Raw genomic sequence first — 15,770 nt, forward strand, 5'->3', positions numbered from 1 at the left:
ATCAATGCGCTAGTATTGCCGACCTCGACGCCGCCGCGTCTTTGAAACTGGCAACAACGATACCCTGAGAGAGAGCCACGATGTCCTTTGGCCTATATTCCCTGCTTCCCCCTTTGCTCGCCATCGTGCTGGCGCTGGCAACCCGCAACGTGATTCCTGCCCTGTTCTGCGGGGTCTGGCTGGGCGCCACCATGCTCAGCGGCGGCAACCCGGCGGCCGGGCTTTACAGCAGCTTCGGTGATTTCATCATTCCAAGCGTGGGCGACGAATGGAGCGCGACCGTGCTGATCTACTGCGCCCTGTTCGGGGTGCTGATCACGGTGCTGCAGCGAACCGGCGGCGCCCAGGCCATTGCCCGTTCGATTGCCACCCGGGTGGCCTCGCCCCGGGGCGCTCAGGGCGCCGCCATGGGATTTGGCGTGCTGATTTTTTTTGAAGACTACTTCAACGCGCTGACGGTGGGTAGCGTCATGCGCCCGATTACCGACCGCATGCGCGTTTCCCGGGAAAAGCTGGCCTATATCGTCGACTCGACCTCGGCGCCGATGTGCCTGCTCGGGCCGGTCTCTACCTGGGTGGTGTTTGTCATGGGCCTGATCGGCACCCAGCTGACCCAGATGGACATGGCCGGCTCAGAGTATCTGATCTATCTGTCGTCGATACCGCTCAATTTCTACGCCTGGCTGGCGCTTTTGCTGATTTTGATCATGGTGATAACCCAGCGCGACTTCGGCCCCATGGCCCAGGCCGAAGCGCGCGCCCGGGAAACCGGCAAGCTGCTGGCAGACGATGCTCAGCCGCCTTCGGATCGCGAAGTCGCCGAGATGGCGGGCGTCGCCGAGGAGCATTCGCTCAAGCGCAACATGCTGGTGCCCATCGCCGTGCTGGTGGGGCTGATCCCGGTGCTGTTCCTGTGGACCGGCAACGTCGTTGAAAACGGCTTGATCGTCGCCATGGGCGAAGCCGACGGCGGCAAGTCGATTTTGATCGCTACCTTTCTCGCCGTCAGCGTTGCCCTGGGCATGGGCCTTGCCCAGCGGCTGTTTGATTTTCGCGAGGCCATGGAGCTGGTGGTAACCGGCATCAAGAGCATGACGCTGGTCTACATCATTTTGACGCTTGCCTGGTCCATCGGCAGCGTGACCGAGGCGCTGGGCACCGCCGACTACCTGGTCACGCTGGCCCAGGCCGGCGTCGCGCCGAGCCTGATTCCGGTGCTGCTGTTTCTTATCGGCTCGCTTGTCGCCTTTACCACCGGCACCTCCTACGGCACCTTCGCCATCATGATCCCCATTGCCATGCCGGTGGCCATGGCGCTGGACATGCCGCTGGCGCTGGCCATCGCGGCGGTGCTCAGCGGCGGCATCTTCGGCGATCACTGCTCGCCGATTTCCGATACCACCATTCTCTCCTCGGCGGGCTCTTCCTGCGATCATATCGACCACGTTCGCACCCAGCTGCCCTACGCGCTGAGCGCCGGCACGGCGGGAATCGTGGCGTTTTATATCGCCGGGGTGACGGGCAGCGCCTGGCTGGGCGCCATCACCGGCACCGCGACGCTATTGATCGTGATTACCGGCCTGAGACGGTTCTGGCGGCCGGCGTCGAGCGCATCAAAAAGCGCGACATAGCGCGCTGCAGGGCAGGCCTTAAGGCGGCGCGGCTAGCCCAGTGCCCGGGTAACGAAATCCGCCATGGCGCGGGCGCCGGGTGAAAGGCTGCGCCCGGCCAGGCGCAAAAGGCCGATTTCCCGCGTTACCCGGGGCGCGCTCAGCGGCACAAAGCGCAGGCGCTCGTACTCTTCGGGAAATGCCAGCCGGGGCAGGGTAGTAACACCCAGCCCCGCCACCAGCATGGCGGTTAGCGACACCATGTTGGAAATATAAAAAGCGTGGTGCTCGCTCAGTGCGGCGGCGTCGGTGCCCTGCAACAGCCGTGAGGTGCCGTTGCCGATCAAGCGCTCTTCTACAAGCTCCCGCCAGTGCACGGCCTGCCGGCCGGCGAACGGATGATCATCGCGGCAGACCACGCCCAGCGCGTCGCGCAGCAGCGGGGTAAAGCCCAGCGCCGCCTCTTCCTCCCACAGGCTGGTCAGCCCCAGATCGACCTCGCCGGCGAGCACCTGATCACGGACGAAGTCGGCGTTGCCGTCGTGCAGGCTCACTCGAATGCCCGGATAGTCGGCGACAAAATCGGCTAGCAGCTCGGGCATCAGCCGGCTGGCCACCGACGGCACCGCGGCCATGTCCAGATGCCCGGCCTGGCGCTCTACCTGCGCCGTAAGCTCCCGGCCCAGCCGGTCGTGCTGGGTTAAAAGCTCGCGAAAGCGCGGCACGCAGTAGCGGCCGAACGGCGTGAGCGTGGCCTGGTTGCCGCGCTCAAAAAGCGCCTCGCCCAGGCGGCTTTCCAGCTCGCGTATCGCCATGGAAAGCGCCGGCTGGGTGCGGTGTACCTTACGCGCTGCGGCGTGAAACCCGCCCTGGTCGACCACCGCCAGCACGTAGCGCAGCGGCGTTATTTTAAGCTCGGGCAGCATGGCACATCTCCGGAAAAACGCCGCGAGAAGCGGGGCAATCGCTGTGCAACGCAGCGGTAAGAAAAAGTGATCATTCAGTATTAATTATTGATTATCTTTATACATGCCGCGCCCCTAGCCTGTCATTACCGACTTTCAAGGAGGCAGTCATGACACACGCAGCGTCCCCGTCTCGCACGCAGAGCCATGCGCTTTATCTCAACGGCCGGTGGGTCGAAGGTGAAAGCCACGTGGAAAACCGCAACCCGTCCGACCTGAGCGACGTGATCGGCCACTATGCCCAGGCAAGCGTGGCTCAGATGCACGAAGCCGTTGCTGCCGCCAAGCAGGGGCAAAAAGCGTGGGCCAAGACCGGCCTTGAGCACCGCTACGGCGTGCTGATGGCGATTGGCGACGAGCTGATCGCGCGCAAGGCCGAGCTTGGCGAGCTGCTCGCCCGGGAAGAAGGCAAGACCCGGGCCGAAGGCGCGGGCGAGGTGCACCGCTCGGGGCAGTTTTTCCACTACTACGCCGCCGAAGTGCTGCGCCAGATCGACGAGCGCGCCGAATCGGTACGCCCGGGCGTGGAAGTCGATATCCGCCGCGAGCCGGTGGGCGTGGTGGGCATTATCAGCCCGTGGAACTTCCCGCTGGCTACCGCGGTGTGGAAGATCGCCCCGGCGCTGGCGTTCGGCAACGCCGTGGTGTTCAAGCCCGCCAATCTGGTGCCCGCGAGCGCCTGGACGCTGGCCGAGATCATCAGCCGCCAGGACATGCCCGCCGGCACCTTCAACCTGATCTTGGGCCCCGGCAGCTCCGTGGGTGACGCGCTGATTTCAAGCCCCGAGATTCACGCCCTGAGCTTTACCGGCTCGCTGGCCGTGGGCCGTCGGGTGGCGGCTGCCACCGCGGCGAACCTGGTCAAGTGCCAGCTGGAAATGGGCTCCAAGAACGCCCTGATCGTGGCCGACGACGCCGATCTGGATCTGGCCGTGGAGGCCGCCTTCAACGGCGCGTATTCGGGCACCGGGCAAAAGTGCACCGCCTCGTCCCGGCTGATCGTCACCGAGAAGGTCCACGACGCCTTCGTTGAGAAACTCACCGCAAAGCTTGAGCAGGTCCGGGTCGGCCACGCGCTGGAAGACGGCGTGCACTTCGGCCCCGTGGCAAGCCAGAGCCAGCTGGAATCCAACCTCGAATGGGTCGAACGCGCGCAGCGGGACGGCGCCACGCTTGCCTTCGGCGGCGAGCGCCTCGAGCGCGACACCGACGGCTACTTCATGGCACCCACGCTGTTTGTCGACACCACCAACGACATGGCGATCAACCGCGAGGAAGTCTTCGGCCCGGTGGCCTGCGTGATCAAGGTGGCCGACGCCGATGAGGCCATCGAAGTGCTCAACGACACCCAGTACGGCCTGACCGCGGGCATCATCACCGATTCGCTGGCGCTGGCCACCGAGTTCAAGGCCCGGGCCGAAACCGGCTGCGTGATGGTCAACCTGGCCACCGCCGGCACCGACTACCACGTGCCCTTCGGCGGGCGCAAGAACTCAAGCTTCGGCCCCCGTGAGCAGGGTCGCTATGCCCGGGAATTCTACACCGTGGTCAAGACCAGCTATGTCAAAGCCAACTGAGTCAAGGCCAACCGAGTCAAGGCCAACCGAGTCAAAGCGTAAGGAGGCTGATATGTCACAGGACATGCTGATCGTCGACGGTTTGCAGTATTCCAACTGGTCCCGGGAGATTTTCCAACAGATGCGCGAGGGCGGCGTCGACGCGGTTCACGCCACGCTTGTCTACCATGAAACCACCCGCGATACGCTCTCCCGGCTGGGCGAGTGGAACCGCCGCTTCGAGGCGCACAGCGATCTGATTATGCCGGTACGCGAGCCGGCGGATATCCACCGCGCCCGCCGACAGGGCCGGGTGGGCGTGTTTCTCGGCGCGCAGAACTGCTCGCCCATCGAGGACGATATCGACATGGTCGAGGTCATGCGCGATCTGGGGCTTTTGATCATGCAGCTGACCTACAACAACCAGAGCCTTCTGGCCTGCGGCTGCTACGAGTCCGAAGACAGCGGCATTACCCGCTTTGGCCGTCAGGTAATCCGCGAGATGAACCGGGTGGGCATGGTCATCGACATGTCCCACAGCGCCGAGCGCTCGACCCTTGAGGCCATTGAACTCTCCGAGCGGCCGGTGATCATTTCCCACGCCAACCCCGCGGCCTGGCAGCCGGCCAAACGCAACAAGTCGGACAAAGTACTCCACGCCATCGCCGAGAGCGACGGCCTGCTGGGCTTTTCGGCCTACCCTTTCCACCTGAAAAACGGCCCGGACTGCACGCTGGCCGAGTACTGCGAGATGATCGCCCGTACCGCCGACAAAATCGGCGTGGAGCACTTAGGCATCGGCACCGACCTATGCCAGAACCAGCCGACATCGGTGCTCGAGTGGATGCGCAACGGCCGCTGGTCGAAGGACATGGACTACGGCGAGGGCAGCGCGGCCAACGCCGGCTGGCCCGACCCGCTTTCCTGGCTGCGCGACAGCCGCGATTTTCCCAACCTGGTGGCCGGGCTGCGCGAGGCGGGCTTCGCCGAACACGAAGTCGCCGGCATCATGGGGCAGAACTGGGTCGCCCTGCTGGAACGCACCACCGCGCCGCAGTGCGCGGTGGCCTCAGTTGCCTGACGCGCGCCATTGCCGTCTCGGGAGGTGTGAGATGATAAACCGTATTTCCCCGCGTGAAGAAAACCTGCGCCTGCGCCCGCCGGAGCGGGTGATGGATCTGGAGCGGCTGGGCAGCCTGCACGCCAGCCGGCTGAGCTTTACCCGCAGCCTGATCCGACAGATGGCCCGCCAGCGCTGGCAGATCAGCGCCGCCCGTTTCGACCTGGATGATGCAGGCCACGGCACGGTGATCTACCGGCTGCAAACGCCGCGCGGGCGCTATCACGGCGTGATCTTTTCCCAGCCGCTGGACGACGAGGCGCGCTCGGATCGGGTCATCGCCGAGGCCTGGGATGTTACTTTCGGCGTGGTTGAAGGCGAGGTCGACGAGGCCCTGCTGGAACAGATGGCCGCCAACGTGCCGCTGCAGGAAGCCGGCCGCCAGCATCCGCGTCTGCTGGTGCTGTCCCGGGCCAACCGCAGCCTGCGCAACTTTGATGCGTTCACCCGGGCGCTGGCCGAGGGTTACCAGCCCGACCCGGCCTGGCTGACTCGGGCCGGCTACCTGTATCGCACCACCGCGGTGTACGGCAACGGCAAGTTCGGCATCGCCGATTTTGGCCGGCTCAAGGACAATCCCGACTTCCAGCGGCCGTTTTCCGCCCAGATGCTGGCGGTCTATCTGCTGCGTCACTTTTCCATCCAGCAGGTGGAGCATATTGCCCGCCGCCAGGCGCCGGCGACCGCCGTAGGCCTGGCCACGCCGCTGAAGCGCTATCTGGGCATCGGCAACGCCACCGGGCTTGGCATGGCGCCGTTTTTGATCAACCACCCGCAGCTCATCGAGCAGTGGGTCAAAAGCCGCGAGCAGGCGCTGGCCCAGATCAGCGCGCAAACGCCGGACGAGGCCCAGCGCGAGCGGCTGCTGGCGCTGCTGGAGCGCGCCCGGCGCCATCTGGAGCAAACGATCACCGGAGACGTTCAACAGGGCGAGCGCAACCGTGAAACGGCCGCCGCGCTGCCCGACGTGCGCGCCTGGCTTGAGCAGGTGCCGCTGACCGCCGATCTCTGGCGCGAGCTTACCGAATGGAGCCATCGCACCCTGCCGCTGGAAGCCCAGGAGCTGATCAACACCCTGCTGCTGGAGCTTTATCCGGCCATTGTCGAGCCGTTCGAAAACCGCATGGGCGTTGATGAACGCCTGGAGCTCACCCCGGAAATGCCGCTGGTGCACTTGAAGCAGCTCATTGAAACCCACTACGACTGGGCGCTGGCCGTTGACTTCGACGCCCCGGACAGCCGCTACTGGTTCTGGTACCGCTCGGTGGAAAAAGAAGAGCCGCGCCTTGGCGTACGCGGCCATGAGCCCGGCGCTGACCGCGAACTCAAGCTGGCGATTGCCCCACGCGTGGCCGACACCCACCGCGCCGTTGAGGCATATCTCGGTGATAACCCCCACGCCACCACGGTGGAATTCCTGATCGCACACTGTCGCCACAAGGACATCGTACGGCGCATTCAGACCATGGCCGAAACCCCTTACGGTGAGATTCGTGCCAACCTCTGGGCCCGGGAGATGAAGCCCATGCACCTGCTGCGCGCCAAGCTTGCGTTTTTCGGCGCCGGGCGCTTTGATCCCAAGTCGGACCGCTGGGTACGTATTACGCTGTTCCAGGGCGCGCCGCTGGTCGAAGAGCTCAACGCCGAGCCCGACGACCTGCGCGATTTTGACGACTGGAGCTTTCCTCTGGAGCCGTCGCCTGAAACAAGCGCACCCGACTCGGCCTGTCTTTCACACCGCACCGCTTCACACCGTACTGCGGCCACGAACGGAGTCGCCTTATGAAGGTCTCCTACAACGAACTACAAGGGCTCTGCCGCAAGGCGTTTCTGGGCATGGGCTTTGGCGACGGCGATGCCAGCGACGCCGCCGACATGGTCGCCTGGATGCAGCTTCACGAGCTTGACGGCCTCCAGGCGCTCAACCGCGGGCTTGACTACCTGCTGGCTGAGCAGTTGGAAGGCGCACGCACGCCGGTGATGCTCTACGCCGACGGCGATCTCGCGGTGCTCGACGGCCAGGGCGGCAGCGTGCTGGGCAGCTCCAGCCTGGCGCTGGAGCTTGGATTTGCCAAGGCCCGCGCTCGGGGCCTTGCGGTGATCAAGATTCGCCGCTGCCACAACCGCCAGCTGATCATGGGCTATCTGGCGCGCATTGCCGGGCGCGGGATGAACGCCACCGCCTTCTGGCGCAACGCCCAGGCCCCGCTGACCGAACAGGTCGTCGGCTTTCGCGCGGGCGGCTCGGTGCCCGAAATCCGCGTGTACGCGGTGACCCAGGTGCCCGAAGAAAACGCCCACAACGACGGCGTTACGCTGTTATTTGCCAACCACGTGGAGCTGCTGCCTTCCATGCGCTCGGAATACGCGTATGACCTGCTGGCCTGCCATAGAGAATCCGACCTGCTGGCCAGCCGCGAGCGCGCCATGCTTGACGGCATCCTTATCGATGACGCCGTCTGGGACAGGCTCAAACACCTGGCTACGCGCATACTGGTCGAGTCCACCGAGGCCTCGCGCAGCGGAGCCGGGCCGGGAACAGACGACAGTGATTAAGGTATCGCCCGGGACGCCTTGGGCGATACCATCCACAGGCCGACCAGCAAGGCGTGGGGCACGGTCAGCACGGCCAACCCCCAGAACACCACTCTGACACCGTCCGCTAGCCAGTCCGCCTGCAGCGCGGCGTACGTACCCCCGCGCTGCAGGCCCCACCATGCCAGCAGACCCAGCACGATCGCCCCGAGCGTGGCGGGCGCGGCGCGCCGTGCCAGAGCGGCCGCGTTAAAGGCCGGCTGCTGGCAGCGCTGCGCGGCCAGCAGCGCCAGAAAATGGCGCATGCTGTGCACCGCACAGAAATAAAAGGCAAAGCCCAGCAGCGGCGGCAAGGCAAGCAGCAGACCGCCCACGATACCCAGCTCCATCAGCAGGGCCGCGCGGCTGTCGCGAGCCGTTTTAACCAGAACACCGGCCAGCAGCGCTCCCCAGGCGAGCAGCAGCCCATACCCTGCGATTTTTACCAGCGGTACCAAAGCGCTGGCTTGCTGCTGGAGTAGCCAGGCAAAAAGTGCGGCCACCTGCTCTGGATGGCCGACCATGGGGCCAACGATGGGCAGGCTCCCACTTAGCCATCCGGCAAGTGAAGGCGTTTGTGCGGGCAGAAACAAGCGATCCGTGGAGGCGAAGTGCCAGGCCGAGAGGCACAAAAAACCCACCAGCGCAAGCGTTGGCTGCCATACGATAAACGCCACCGTCAGCGCCATCAGTATCAGATAGCCGCCTAGCCAGAGGGCGCTGCTGGAGCGCTTGGTCGCGCTAAGCGCTCTGATGAGAATCGGGTCCGCCCCGCCGTGTGACATGCCGAAAACGGCGATCGGTAACAGCACGACCCAGAACTGGCCGGCAAGATCCATGGTGGGCAACCACACGGATGCGACACCGCATGCCATAGCCGTGATGACCAGTCCCAGGCGGTGGCGTCGAACGGTAGTGCTTGCAAGCGCTGGCATGAGAAAACCTCCCTTTTACTCGGCTTTTTAGCCCGGCAAACAGCTCAGCCCCTGAACGTCAGGCGCTATGGGTGGGGGTAAAAGCGGCACGCAAAAAAGGCCCCGGCGGCAGCGCGCGCATGATGGCAAAAAGATCGCTCAAGCGGGGCTGATCGCCGAGAAAGCGCCTTTGCTGTGCGGCGCTGCTGCCCTGAAACAGCCGCATGAACCAGTCAGGCGCCTGCTCGGGATGCCGGCGTATGGCGTGCAGAAAAACCTTGTCCATCCACTGAAGCGAAGACGGTCTGATACGTGGTGCGACGAGATTCCAGCGGCCGGACGCGTGGGCCTGGCGCAGCTGGCGCGCCACGTCGGCAGCGCCTTGCTGGCAGCTGGCAAACATGTAGCCGGTGGCAGGGCGCATCCATCCGCCGCGAATGCCGGCGGAGAGATAGCGTGGCCCCCGGCGCGGCGGCAAGACCGGCATCATCGGCAAACAGCCGGTTTCATGACGCGTCACCGACCAGCCCGGCCTTAGCCGTTTGTCCAGCCATTCGCCCAGCGCAGGCGGCGTTGCGTGCTGGTTCAGCAGCGCCTGGCAGTCCTCGTGCGCGCGATCGGCATGAAAACAGGTCCACTCAACCAGCAGCCGATGGGCTCCCAGGGGCAGCACATAGATGAAATGAATACCGCTCGATGCCGGCTGAAAGTCCATCAAACGGGCGGTAGACGGCGGATAGCCATGATCCGGGGCCGCAATTTCCAGACCGTGAAAGACCTGCCACACACCGCCGTGGGCGACAAGCGCTGTGCTCGGCGGCGGGCGCGTATCGATGACGGCCCTGGCCCTGAGACGACCGCTCGACGTGGCCACGTCGAGCGCGCTGTCGGAAGAAGTCACCGCGTCCACCGCCACGCCCCGGATCATGGTGAACTCCTCGCGCTCAGCCAGTGCGGCGTAGGCGCTGCGCCTGAAGTCGGTGGCCGTGATCATGGCGTAGCCGTGCCTGCCGTCTTCGCGCTCGACCGTTTGTCCGGCGTGGCGCACCTGCCAGCGTGGCCAGCGGTGGCTGATTGCTTGACGAAACGGGTGCGGCTGCTGATCCCAGAAACACCAGGTGCGATCCTGCGTGTCTTCGCGGCGCGCATCAAGGATATGCACCTGCGGTGCCGGGGCCTGCGAGGAAGTCGTGGTGGCCAGCCAAGCGGCAATGCTCAGCCCGGCAAGGCCGGCGCCAAGGATCGCCACGTCCGTATCCGCCGAGTTCATGGCGCGTCTCCGGCCGGGCCAAGCCCGTAGGGAGACAGGCAGTGGCCCAGCGGCGTGTGCAGGCTGGCGTCGTGTTGGCCCCGGCGCCCAAAGGCGAACAGCGCCGGCATGGCCCGTATGCTTTGATAGCCTTTGCTGACGGCTGGAACCACAACGCGGCCGGCCCAGTACGCGCGCTCGTCCAGGCGCTCAAGGCGCTTGCCGATGGCGCGATACACGCGCAGCGCCACGCCGATAGCCAGCCGGGCACGCCACGGAAGATACGCCAGCCCCTGCCAGCCGCTGGCGTAGTAGGCATCGGCCTGCGCTACCAGCCGCCGGGCGGCCAACCAGGCCTGGCGGCGCGCGTGCGCGTCTCCCTCAGCGATGGCCTCGGCCGTTACATCGCCGGTCAGCCAGCTACGCGGTAGATACACCCGGCCGCGCCGGGCATCTTCCAGCACATCGCGCGCGATGTTGGTCATCTGCATCCCCATGCCCAGATCAATGGCGTGCGGAAGTGCGCACGCCTGGTCGCGGACGTTGAGCAGCGGACACATCATAACGCCGACGGTGCCGGCCGCGCCGTAGGCGTAGCGCAGCAGCGCCTGCTCGCTTGTCAGGTGCAGCGGCGAAAGATCCGTTTGCATGGTGGCCAGCAGGTCCTGCATGGCATGCACGGCCAGCGAATTCTCTGCAAAAAGCGCGTCTATATCGGCCTGGATATCCGCAACGAGGCGCTGCTCGTCCGATGACAGCGCAGCGTTGGCCGCGCCTGCGTCCGCGACGCGGCCCGGGGCCTGCACGTCAATGATCAAAGGCGAGGTGCTTGAAGCCGGTCGGCGCGCCGCCAGGCGCTGTTGCAGCGCTGCCAGCAGCCGCGCTGCCCTGTCGCGCTGGGCATCGTTGGCGGCGTTATCCGCAATGTCGTCCACCTGGCGGCATACATGATAAAGGCGCGCCCCCGCATGCAGCTGATGCTCCGGCAGAAAGCGGCCGGCCCAGTGAAAACTTCGGCCGTGGCGGCGCAGCGTTGCCCGTGACTGTGAAGGAGAGGACGTCATGTTGACCTCACGCCGTTTTGGAAGCGGCGGCACCGGGTCGGGTTGCCGCGTCTTCTTTAACAAGCCGGGCGACAACGCCTGCCGACGAAACCACCCCCGGAACGCCTGCGCCCGGATGCGTGCCGGCTCCTACAAAATACAGGTTGCGATAGTGCGGTGAGCGATTGTGAAAACGCAGGCCGGCCGACTGTGTCAGCGTGGGGGCGATGGAAAAGCCGCTGCCGAACGGGCTGGAGAGCGCGCCGTGAAAATAACGCGGCGATACCGTGTGCGTTGCGCCGAGCTGATCCAGCACATCCGGCATCAGGCGGCGTTGTAACATGGTGAAGATCTGATGCGTCAGCCGAGGCTCAAGGGCATCCCAGTCGTGGTGTCCCTGCAGGTTGGGCACCGGCGCCAGCACATAAAACGCATCGCCGCCCTCGGGGGCCATCTGCGAATCCGTAGCGCCGGGACGGTGCAGATAAAGGCTGAGGTCGTCGGGCATTTCATGCTTGTCAAAGATAGTGTCGAGGATCTCTTTGTAGGTATCCCCGAAGACGATGGTGTGGTGCTCAAGCTCAGGATACGGGCGCCGGGTTGTAAAATAGACGACCAGCAGGCCCATCGACTGCTTCATGCGCCGCCGCCAGGCGTTGAGCCAGCGGCCCCAGGGCTTCATCGGCAGCCAGCGGTCGTAGACATGCAGCGGATCGACGTTGCTGATGACGATGTCGGCGCGGTGATATTCGCCGGAGACCGTCTTTGCCCCGATCACACGGCTGCCGTCCACGTCCAGCGCACTTATCTGCTGGCGCGTATGGATGACGCCGCCGTGACGCTCAAACAGCGCCGCCAGCGCCTGCACCAGCGCGCCGGTGCCGCCTTTGGGATACCAGACGCCGCCGCGGCGCTCAAGGGCGTGAATCAGGCCATACAGCGAGGACGTGCGAAAAGGGTGGCCGCCGACCAGCAGCGACGGTACGGAAAAGGCCCGGCGCAGGCGTTCATCGGCAAAAAAGCGGGAAACAAAATCGTACAGGCTTCTATCGGCGCGCAGGCGAACCAAATCCGGCAACACCTTGAGCATGTCCGTGACCCGTGTAAAAGGCTGCTCGGCCAGATCGACAAACCCGCGCTGGTACATCTTCTCGGTTTCAGCCAGAAAATCGTGGTAGATCGCCCCCTGCCCCGGCGCGATGCGATCGATTTCTTCGATCGTTTCACTGACCGTGCCCTTGTATTCAAAACGGCTGCCGTCGGCAAACTCCATCCGGTAGAAAGGGTCCACCGGCAGCAGCGTCACGTGATCGTGAAAGCGCTCGCCGAAGCGTTCGAAAAGCGCTTCGAAAATAAACGGGGCTGTAATCACGGTGGGGCCGGCATCAAAGCCAACCCCGTCCAGTTTGAACACCCGGGCGCGCCCGCCAAGGTCACCGTGACGTTCCACAAGTTCTACGTGCCAGCCGTCGGCAAGAAGGCGCAGGGCCGCTGCCAGACCGCCAAAGCCTGAACCAATGACCAGGGCCTTTCCGATTTTTTCTTTCGCGCCGGCACAGGCAGACGAGGTGTCGGGCGAGGCCATGTTGGGTAACGGTGTGCTGGGTGGCGCGGTCATGAGGCTCGCTCTCCGTAAGGCTGACGGCAGGGTTGGTACCTGTCTCTCTGGCGTGTAGTTGTATGGTACCTGTCTCGATCCAGCGCCGCGGCGTGCAGGTGGCTTAGCAGCCGTCGCTGCAAGTCCGCAAGCATCTGTCGCAGCGTCGTGCCAAGCCCTTCGGGAAAACAGGGCGTGATCTTTTCGGCGCGCGCCAGCGCAGACGCCGCGTGTCGGGCGGCGCGCTGCACCGCACGGGCACCGGCGTCGTCGCTTTGTGGCCGGCCTGCCGGCCAGTGGCGCGGCCAGGCGTGATAGGGATGAAAGGCATCCGGCTGCGAGCGCGAAGGGCAGGCAAGGTCAATATCATCCAGGTCGTCGATGATTTGATAGGCCAGCCCTGCCGCGCCGGCGAACCGCTGTAGCAGCAGGCGCTGTTCGCCGGAGACCGTGCCGCCAAGGGCGCCGGCTTCCAGCGGCAGTGCGATCAGAGGAGCGGTTTTGGCCAGAGTCGCCTGCAGATAGGCGCTCAGCGAAGGGGGGTTGTCATACGCTTGGCGTGCGGTCTCCTGGCGTGCGGCCGGCGGGGCCACTTCAATGCTCTGCCCGGCGATTACCTGACTGGTCTGCCGGGTCAAAAGCGTTATCAGCGCCAGACGGTGTTCACAACGGTCGCTTTCGAGCGCGGCGCGAAAGGCCGTTGTTAAAAGAAGATCGCCTGTGCATACGGCAACGTGGTGGTTATAGCGCTTCCACACGGCTGCCTTGCCGCGACGTATTGTATCGCCGTCGCAAAGGTCATCATGCACAAGCGAGGCGTTATGAACGAGCTCTGCGGCGGCGGCCGCCGCCGTCCGGTGGGCCTTTGATGCGCCATAGGCCTGTCCGCTGAGCAAAGCCAGCCGTGCGCGTAGAAGGCTGCCGCCGGTATCCAGGTGATAAAGGCTCGCTTGGGTGGCAGGCCAGCTAGCCGGTGCGCTTATGCTGGCCTGCATCAGAGAGGTGACGCATTCGAGTTCGTGATCCACGTCGAGGATGTCCGCGGGCGCACAGGGCGCCTTTTCGCGACGTGGTGCCAACGATGGCGCATCGATGTGTTCAGCGACGGTGAAATCAGCAGTTTGATGAGCCGTTACATTGACCATGCCAATATCCTTTAGCTCGGGGCCATCCGTGGCCGGGTGAAGCTCCTTGATCTTGAATCAGTGCTTATTGGAGCGTTGAGCTTTCGCTGCCGTCCCTGTCAGCACTCGCTTTAGACTGCTTCATTCTCCGTGTTTTCGACTGCCTTTGACTTGCGCACTGCGATTGTGAAGATGAATACGCCAAAGAGGGCTTTCGCGACGATGTCGGCAATAGTGTAGCCCACTTCAAGCGCTGTGATGGCGGCACCACCGGTCAGACCCACCAGGGGGAAGAGGTAGACGATGGGGTAGAACAGCCAGGCGCCGATCACCAGGTATACCGCAATGTTGATCAGTCCTTTCACTTCTTCAGGCTGCTTGGCAATGGAGTCTTTCAGGCCAACGACCAGCTGGTGGACGATGAAGACGAACGGGATCATGGACAGTACCCAGAACACAAAGCGCAGCCCGCCGGTGCTGGATACTTCGCCGGGATAGCCAAGCACGATCATCAGTGCGGCTGCACCGCCGAGCATGGTGGTTTTCTTGATCGTTTCCTGGCGTGTCAGGTTCATGACCAGGATCAGCTCGATCAGCAGCAGCGGTACGGTCAGCAGCCAGTCCACGTAGCGATAGGCCTGGTTAAAGGGCGAACCCGTGGCCACGACTTCTCCTGTGGTGACATCGGCTGCGGCTCCCCACGAAAGCATGATCTGCAGGTAGTGGTATGCCGCGATGGCCGTTACCAGCCCTGTGATGGTGACGGCCAGGCGGTAAGAGGGGGCGAGTTCAGACTTCATGAGCCAGAAAAACAGGGACGCGGCGGCCATGACGGCAAAGCCGAACGAGTACCCGTTCTGTATGAAGGTGTATTGCCCAAGGGATAGCGTTTCAAGTTCCATTATGATCTCCAACGGCGATTGCTGGTTTAGGCAGCTATCACGCACGCTTCGCTGAGATGGAGGGCCCAGACCATCGCGGAAAAGCGCGGATGACGCGTTATAAAGTCCTTTCCACAACAGCTGTACAAAATCCTTTTTCTGTACAGCTACAATCAGCGTAGCCGGTGCGGTGTGAAAATACAACGCTTATGTGATGCGGTATTAAAAACGCATCTTTTCGGGCCAACACCCGCCGGTGCCCGCCCCCTTGAACACTTTGGCCAGACTCGATAGCGCAGCGCCGGGCCGGTGTTTTCATGCCGGTCCAAAAGCGCAAAAAAAGCCCGCCATGCAAGGCATGGCGGGCTCAGACGGCGACCGATGCACCGTTCAGGGAGCGGCCGTTAGCGGGGCGGGCGCTGGCCGCCGCGACTGCCGGCGTCCCCGGTAGGCGTCAGCGTGATTTCCACGCGGCGGTTCTGCGCGCGGCCGGCGTCGGTATCGTTGTCCGCTACCGGCTGATTTTCACCGTAGCCTGCGGTATTCAGGCGCATGGCGGATACGCCGTTTTGGGTCAGATAGCTGCCCACCGACCGGGCGCGGCGCTCGGACAGCTTCTGATTGTAGCCGGCATCGCCGGTGCTGTCGGTGTGGCCGGCGATGTTGACCCGGGTATCCTGATACTCACGCAGCACGCTGGCCACTTCGTTGAGCGCGCTTTGCGCCTGGCCGGTCAGCTGAGCGGAGTCGAACCCGAAGGTCACCTGGCTTGGCATGTTGAGCACGATGTCGTCGCCGCGGCGGTCGACTTCGATGCGTGAACCCTGCAGCCCTTGGCGCAGCTGCTTTTCCTGGCGGTCCATGTAGGCGCCTACGCCGGCGCCGGCGGCAGCGCCCACGGCCGCCCCGATCAGCGCGCGGTCGCGGCGGCTGGTGCTGCCGTCACCGGAAAGCGCGCCGGCCACCGCGCCCACGGCGGCCCCGACGCCGCCGCCCATCGCCGTCTTGTTGGAGCGTTGAGTCTGGCTGCCCTGCTGGCCGCCGTAGGGATTCTGGGCGGCACAGCCGGCCAGCAGAATCGCCGCCGCCAAAGGGGCCATTGCTCGAACCATTCGCATTGCTCTACTCCTTTACGGT

13 protein-coding genes are annotated in these 15,770 nt (G+C 64.3%); 5 read left to right on the top strand and 8 right to left on the bottom strand.

Annotation, left to right across the window (positions count from 1 at the left end; translation table 11 throughout):
* Window positions 1–80 precede the first annotated feature (80 nt).
* Window positions 81–1,631, top strand: a complete 1,551-nt coding sequence (locus ABD654_RS02090) for a Na+/H+ antiporter NhaC family protein (RefSeq protein WP_344701795.1) — start codon at window positions 81–83, stop codon at window positions 1,629–1,631.
* Window positions 1,632–1,663: 32 nt separating this feature from the next.
* Here ABD654_RS02090 and ABD654_RS02095 read toward each other — a convergent pair whose 3' ends face one another.
* Entirely contained in the window at window positions 1,664–2,536 is an 873-nt protein-coding gene (locus ABD654_RS02095; protein ID WP_344701797.1) for a LysR family transcriptional regulator, read from the bottom strand.
* A 149-nt stretch (window positions 2,537–2,685) separates the two neighbouring features.
* On the opposite strand from ABD654_RS02095, the gene ABD654_RS02100 reads away from it, so the two are divergent.
* From ABD654_RS02100 to ABD654_RS02115, 4 genes are read left to right on the top strand one after another with little or no spacing between them, the layout of a single operon-like run.
* Window positions 2,686–4,152 carry an aldehyde dehydrogenase family protein gene (locus tag ABD654_RS02100; protein WP_344701799.1) on the top strand — a complete coding sequence of 489 codons (1,467 nt, stop codon included), beginning with the start codon at window positions 2,686–2,688 and terminating at the stop codon, window positions 4,150–4,152.
* A gap of 52 nt (window positions 4,153–4,204) precedes the next feature.
* Window positions 4,205–5,212, top strand: coding sequence for a dipeptidase (locus tag ABD654_RS02105; protein WP_344701802.1), 1,008 nt, complete (start codon window positions 4,205–4,207; stop codon window positions 5,210–5,212).
* A gap of 31 nt (window positions 5,213–5,243) precedes the next feature.
* The gene (locus tag ABD654_RS02110) at window positions 5,244–7,037 is read left to right on the top strand and encodes a hypothetical protein (RefSeq protein ID WP_344701804.1); all 1,794 of its coding nucleotides are present in this window, start codon (window positions 5,244–5,246) and stop codon (window positions 7,035–7,037) included.
* Window positions 7,034–7,807, top strand: a complete 774-nt coding sequence (locus ABD654_RS02115) for an Ldh family oxidoreductase (RefSeq protein ID WP_344701806.1) — start codon at window positions 7,034–7,036, stop codon at window positions 7,805–7,807. The genes ABD654_RS02110 and ABD654_RS02115 overlap by 4 nt, the downstream gene beginning before the upstream one ends.
* On the opposite strand, the gene ABD654_RS02120 is transcribed toward ABD654_RS02115, so the two are convergent.
* The 7 genes from ABD654_RS02120 to ABD654_RS02150 form a co-directional block, all read right to left on the bottom strand.
* Window positions 7,804–8,679, bottom strand: a complete 876-nt coding sequence (locus tag ABD654_RS02120; RefSeq protein WP_344701808.1) for a Brp/Blh family beta-carotene 15,15'-dioxygenase — start codon at window positions 8,677–8,679, stop codon at window positions 7,804–7,806. The two genes, ABD654_RS02115 and ABD654_RS02120, sit on opposite strands and share 4 nt — an antisense overlap.
* Window positions 8,680–8,818: 139 nt before the next feature.
* Window positions 8,819–10,009 carry a lycopene cyclase family protein gene (locus tag ABD654_RS02125; RefSeq protein ID WP_344701810.1) on the bottom strand — a complete coding sequence of 397 codons (1,191 nt, stop codon included), beginning with the start codon at window positions 10,007–10,009 and terminating at the stop codon, window positions 8,819–8,821.
* A complete protein-coding gene (locus ABD654_RS02130) occupies window positions 10,006–11,052 on the bottom strand; it encodes a phytoene/squalene synthase family protein (RefSeq protein ID WP_344701812.1) in 1,047 nt (348 codons plus the stop codon). The genes ABD654_RS02125 and ABD654_RS02130 overlap by 4 nt, the downstream gene beginning before the upstream one ends.
* A gap of 7 nt (window positions 11,053–11,059) precedes the next feature.
* Window positions 11,060–12,649, bottom strand: a complete 1,590-nt coding sequence (gene crtI, locus ABD654_RS02135) for a phytoene desaturase family protein (protein ID WP_344701814.1) — start codon at window positions 12,647–12,649, stop codon at window positions 11,060–11,062.
* On the bottom strand, window positions 12,646–13,773 hold the full coding sequence (locus tag ABD654_RS02140; RefSeq protein ID WP_344701816.1) for a polyprenyl synthetase family protein: 1,128 nt from the start codon (window positions 13,771–13,773) through the stop codon (window positions 12,646–12,648). The genes crtI and ABD654_RS02140 overlap by 4 nt, the downstream gene beginning before the upstream one ends.
* A gap of 110 nt (window positions 13,774–13,883) precedes the next feature.
* Window positions 13,884–14,654 carry a bacteriorhodopsin-like gene (locus ABD654_RS02145; RefSeq protein WP_344701818.1) on the bottom strand — a complete coding sequence of 257 codons (771 nt, stop codon included), beginning with the start codon at window positions 14,652–14,654 and terminating at the stop codon, window positions 13,884–13,886.
* Between the two features lie 383 nt (window positions 14,655–15,037).
* Window positions 15,038–15,751, bottom strand: coding sequence for a YiaD family glycine zipper/OmpA-like lipoprotein (locus tag ABD654_RS02150; RefSeq protein WP_344701820.1), 714 nt, complete (start codon window positions 15,749–15,751; stop codon window positions 15,038–15,040).
* Window positions 15,752–15,770 lie beyond the last annotated feature (19 nt).

It is taken from the genome of Halomonas cibimaris (genome assembly GCF_039537045.1).
Lineage (GTDB): Bacteria > Pseudomonadota > Gammaproteobacteria > Pseudomonadales > Halomonadaceae > Vreelandella > Vreelandella cibimaris.

Coding starts and splice junctions, on each gene's coding strand:
- crtI (WP_344701814.1), bottom strand. CDS start 12,649: ATGACCGCGCCACCCAGCACACCGTTACCCAACATGGCCTCGCCCGAC.
- ABD654_RS02150 (WP_344701820.1), bottom strand. CDS start 15,751: ATGCGAATGGTTCGAGCAATGGCCCCTTTGGCGGCGGCGATTCTGCTG.
- ABD654_RS02100 (WP_344701799.1), top strand. CDS start 2,686: ATGACACACGCAGCGTCCCCGTCTCGCACGCAGAGCCATGCGCTTTAT.
- ABD654_RS02105 (WP_344701802.1), top strand. CDS start 4,205: ATGTCACAGGACATGCTGATCGTCGACGGTTTGCAGTATTCCAACTGG.
- ABD654_RS02115 (WP_344701806.1), top strand. CDS start 7,034: ATGAAGGTCTCCTACAACGAACTACAAGGGCTCTGCCGCAAGGCGTTT.
- ABD654_RS02090 (WP_344701795.1), top strand. CDS start 81: ATGTCCTTTGGCCTATATTCCCTGCTTCCCCCTTTGCTCGCCATCGTG.
- ABD654_RS02110 (WP_344701804.1), top strand. CDS start 5,244: ATGATAAACCGTATTTCCCCGCGTGAAGAAAACCTGCGCCTGCGCCCG.
- ABD654_RS02125 (WP_344701810.1), bottom strand. CDS start 10,009: ATGAACTCGGCGGATACGGACGTGGCGATCCTTGGCGCCGGCCTTGCC.
- ABD654_RS02130 (WP_344701812.1), bottom strand. CDS start 11,052: ATGACGTCCTCTCCTTCACAGTCACGGGCAACGCTGCGCCGCCACGGC.
- ABD654_RS02145 (WP_344701818.1), bottom strand. CDS start 14,654: ATGGAACTTGAAACGCTATCCCTTGGGCAATACACCTTCATACAGAAC.
- ABD654_RS02140 (WP_344701816.1), bottom strand. CDS start 13,773: ATGGTCAATGTAACGGCTCATCAAACTGCTGATTTCACCGTCGCTGAA.
- ABD654_RS02095 (WP_344701797.1), bottom strand. CDS start 2,536: ATGCTGCCCGAGCTTAAAATAACGCCGCTGCGCTACGTGCTGGCGGTG.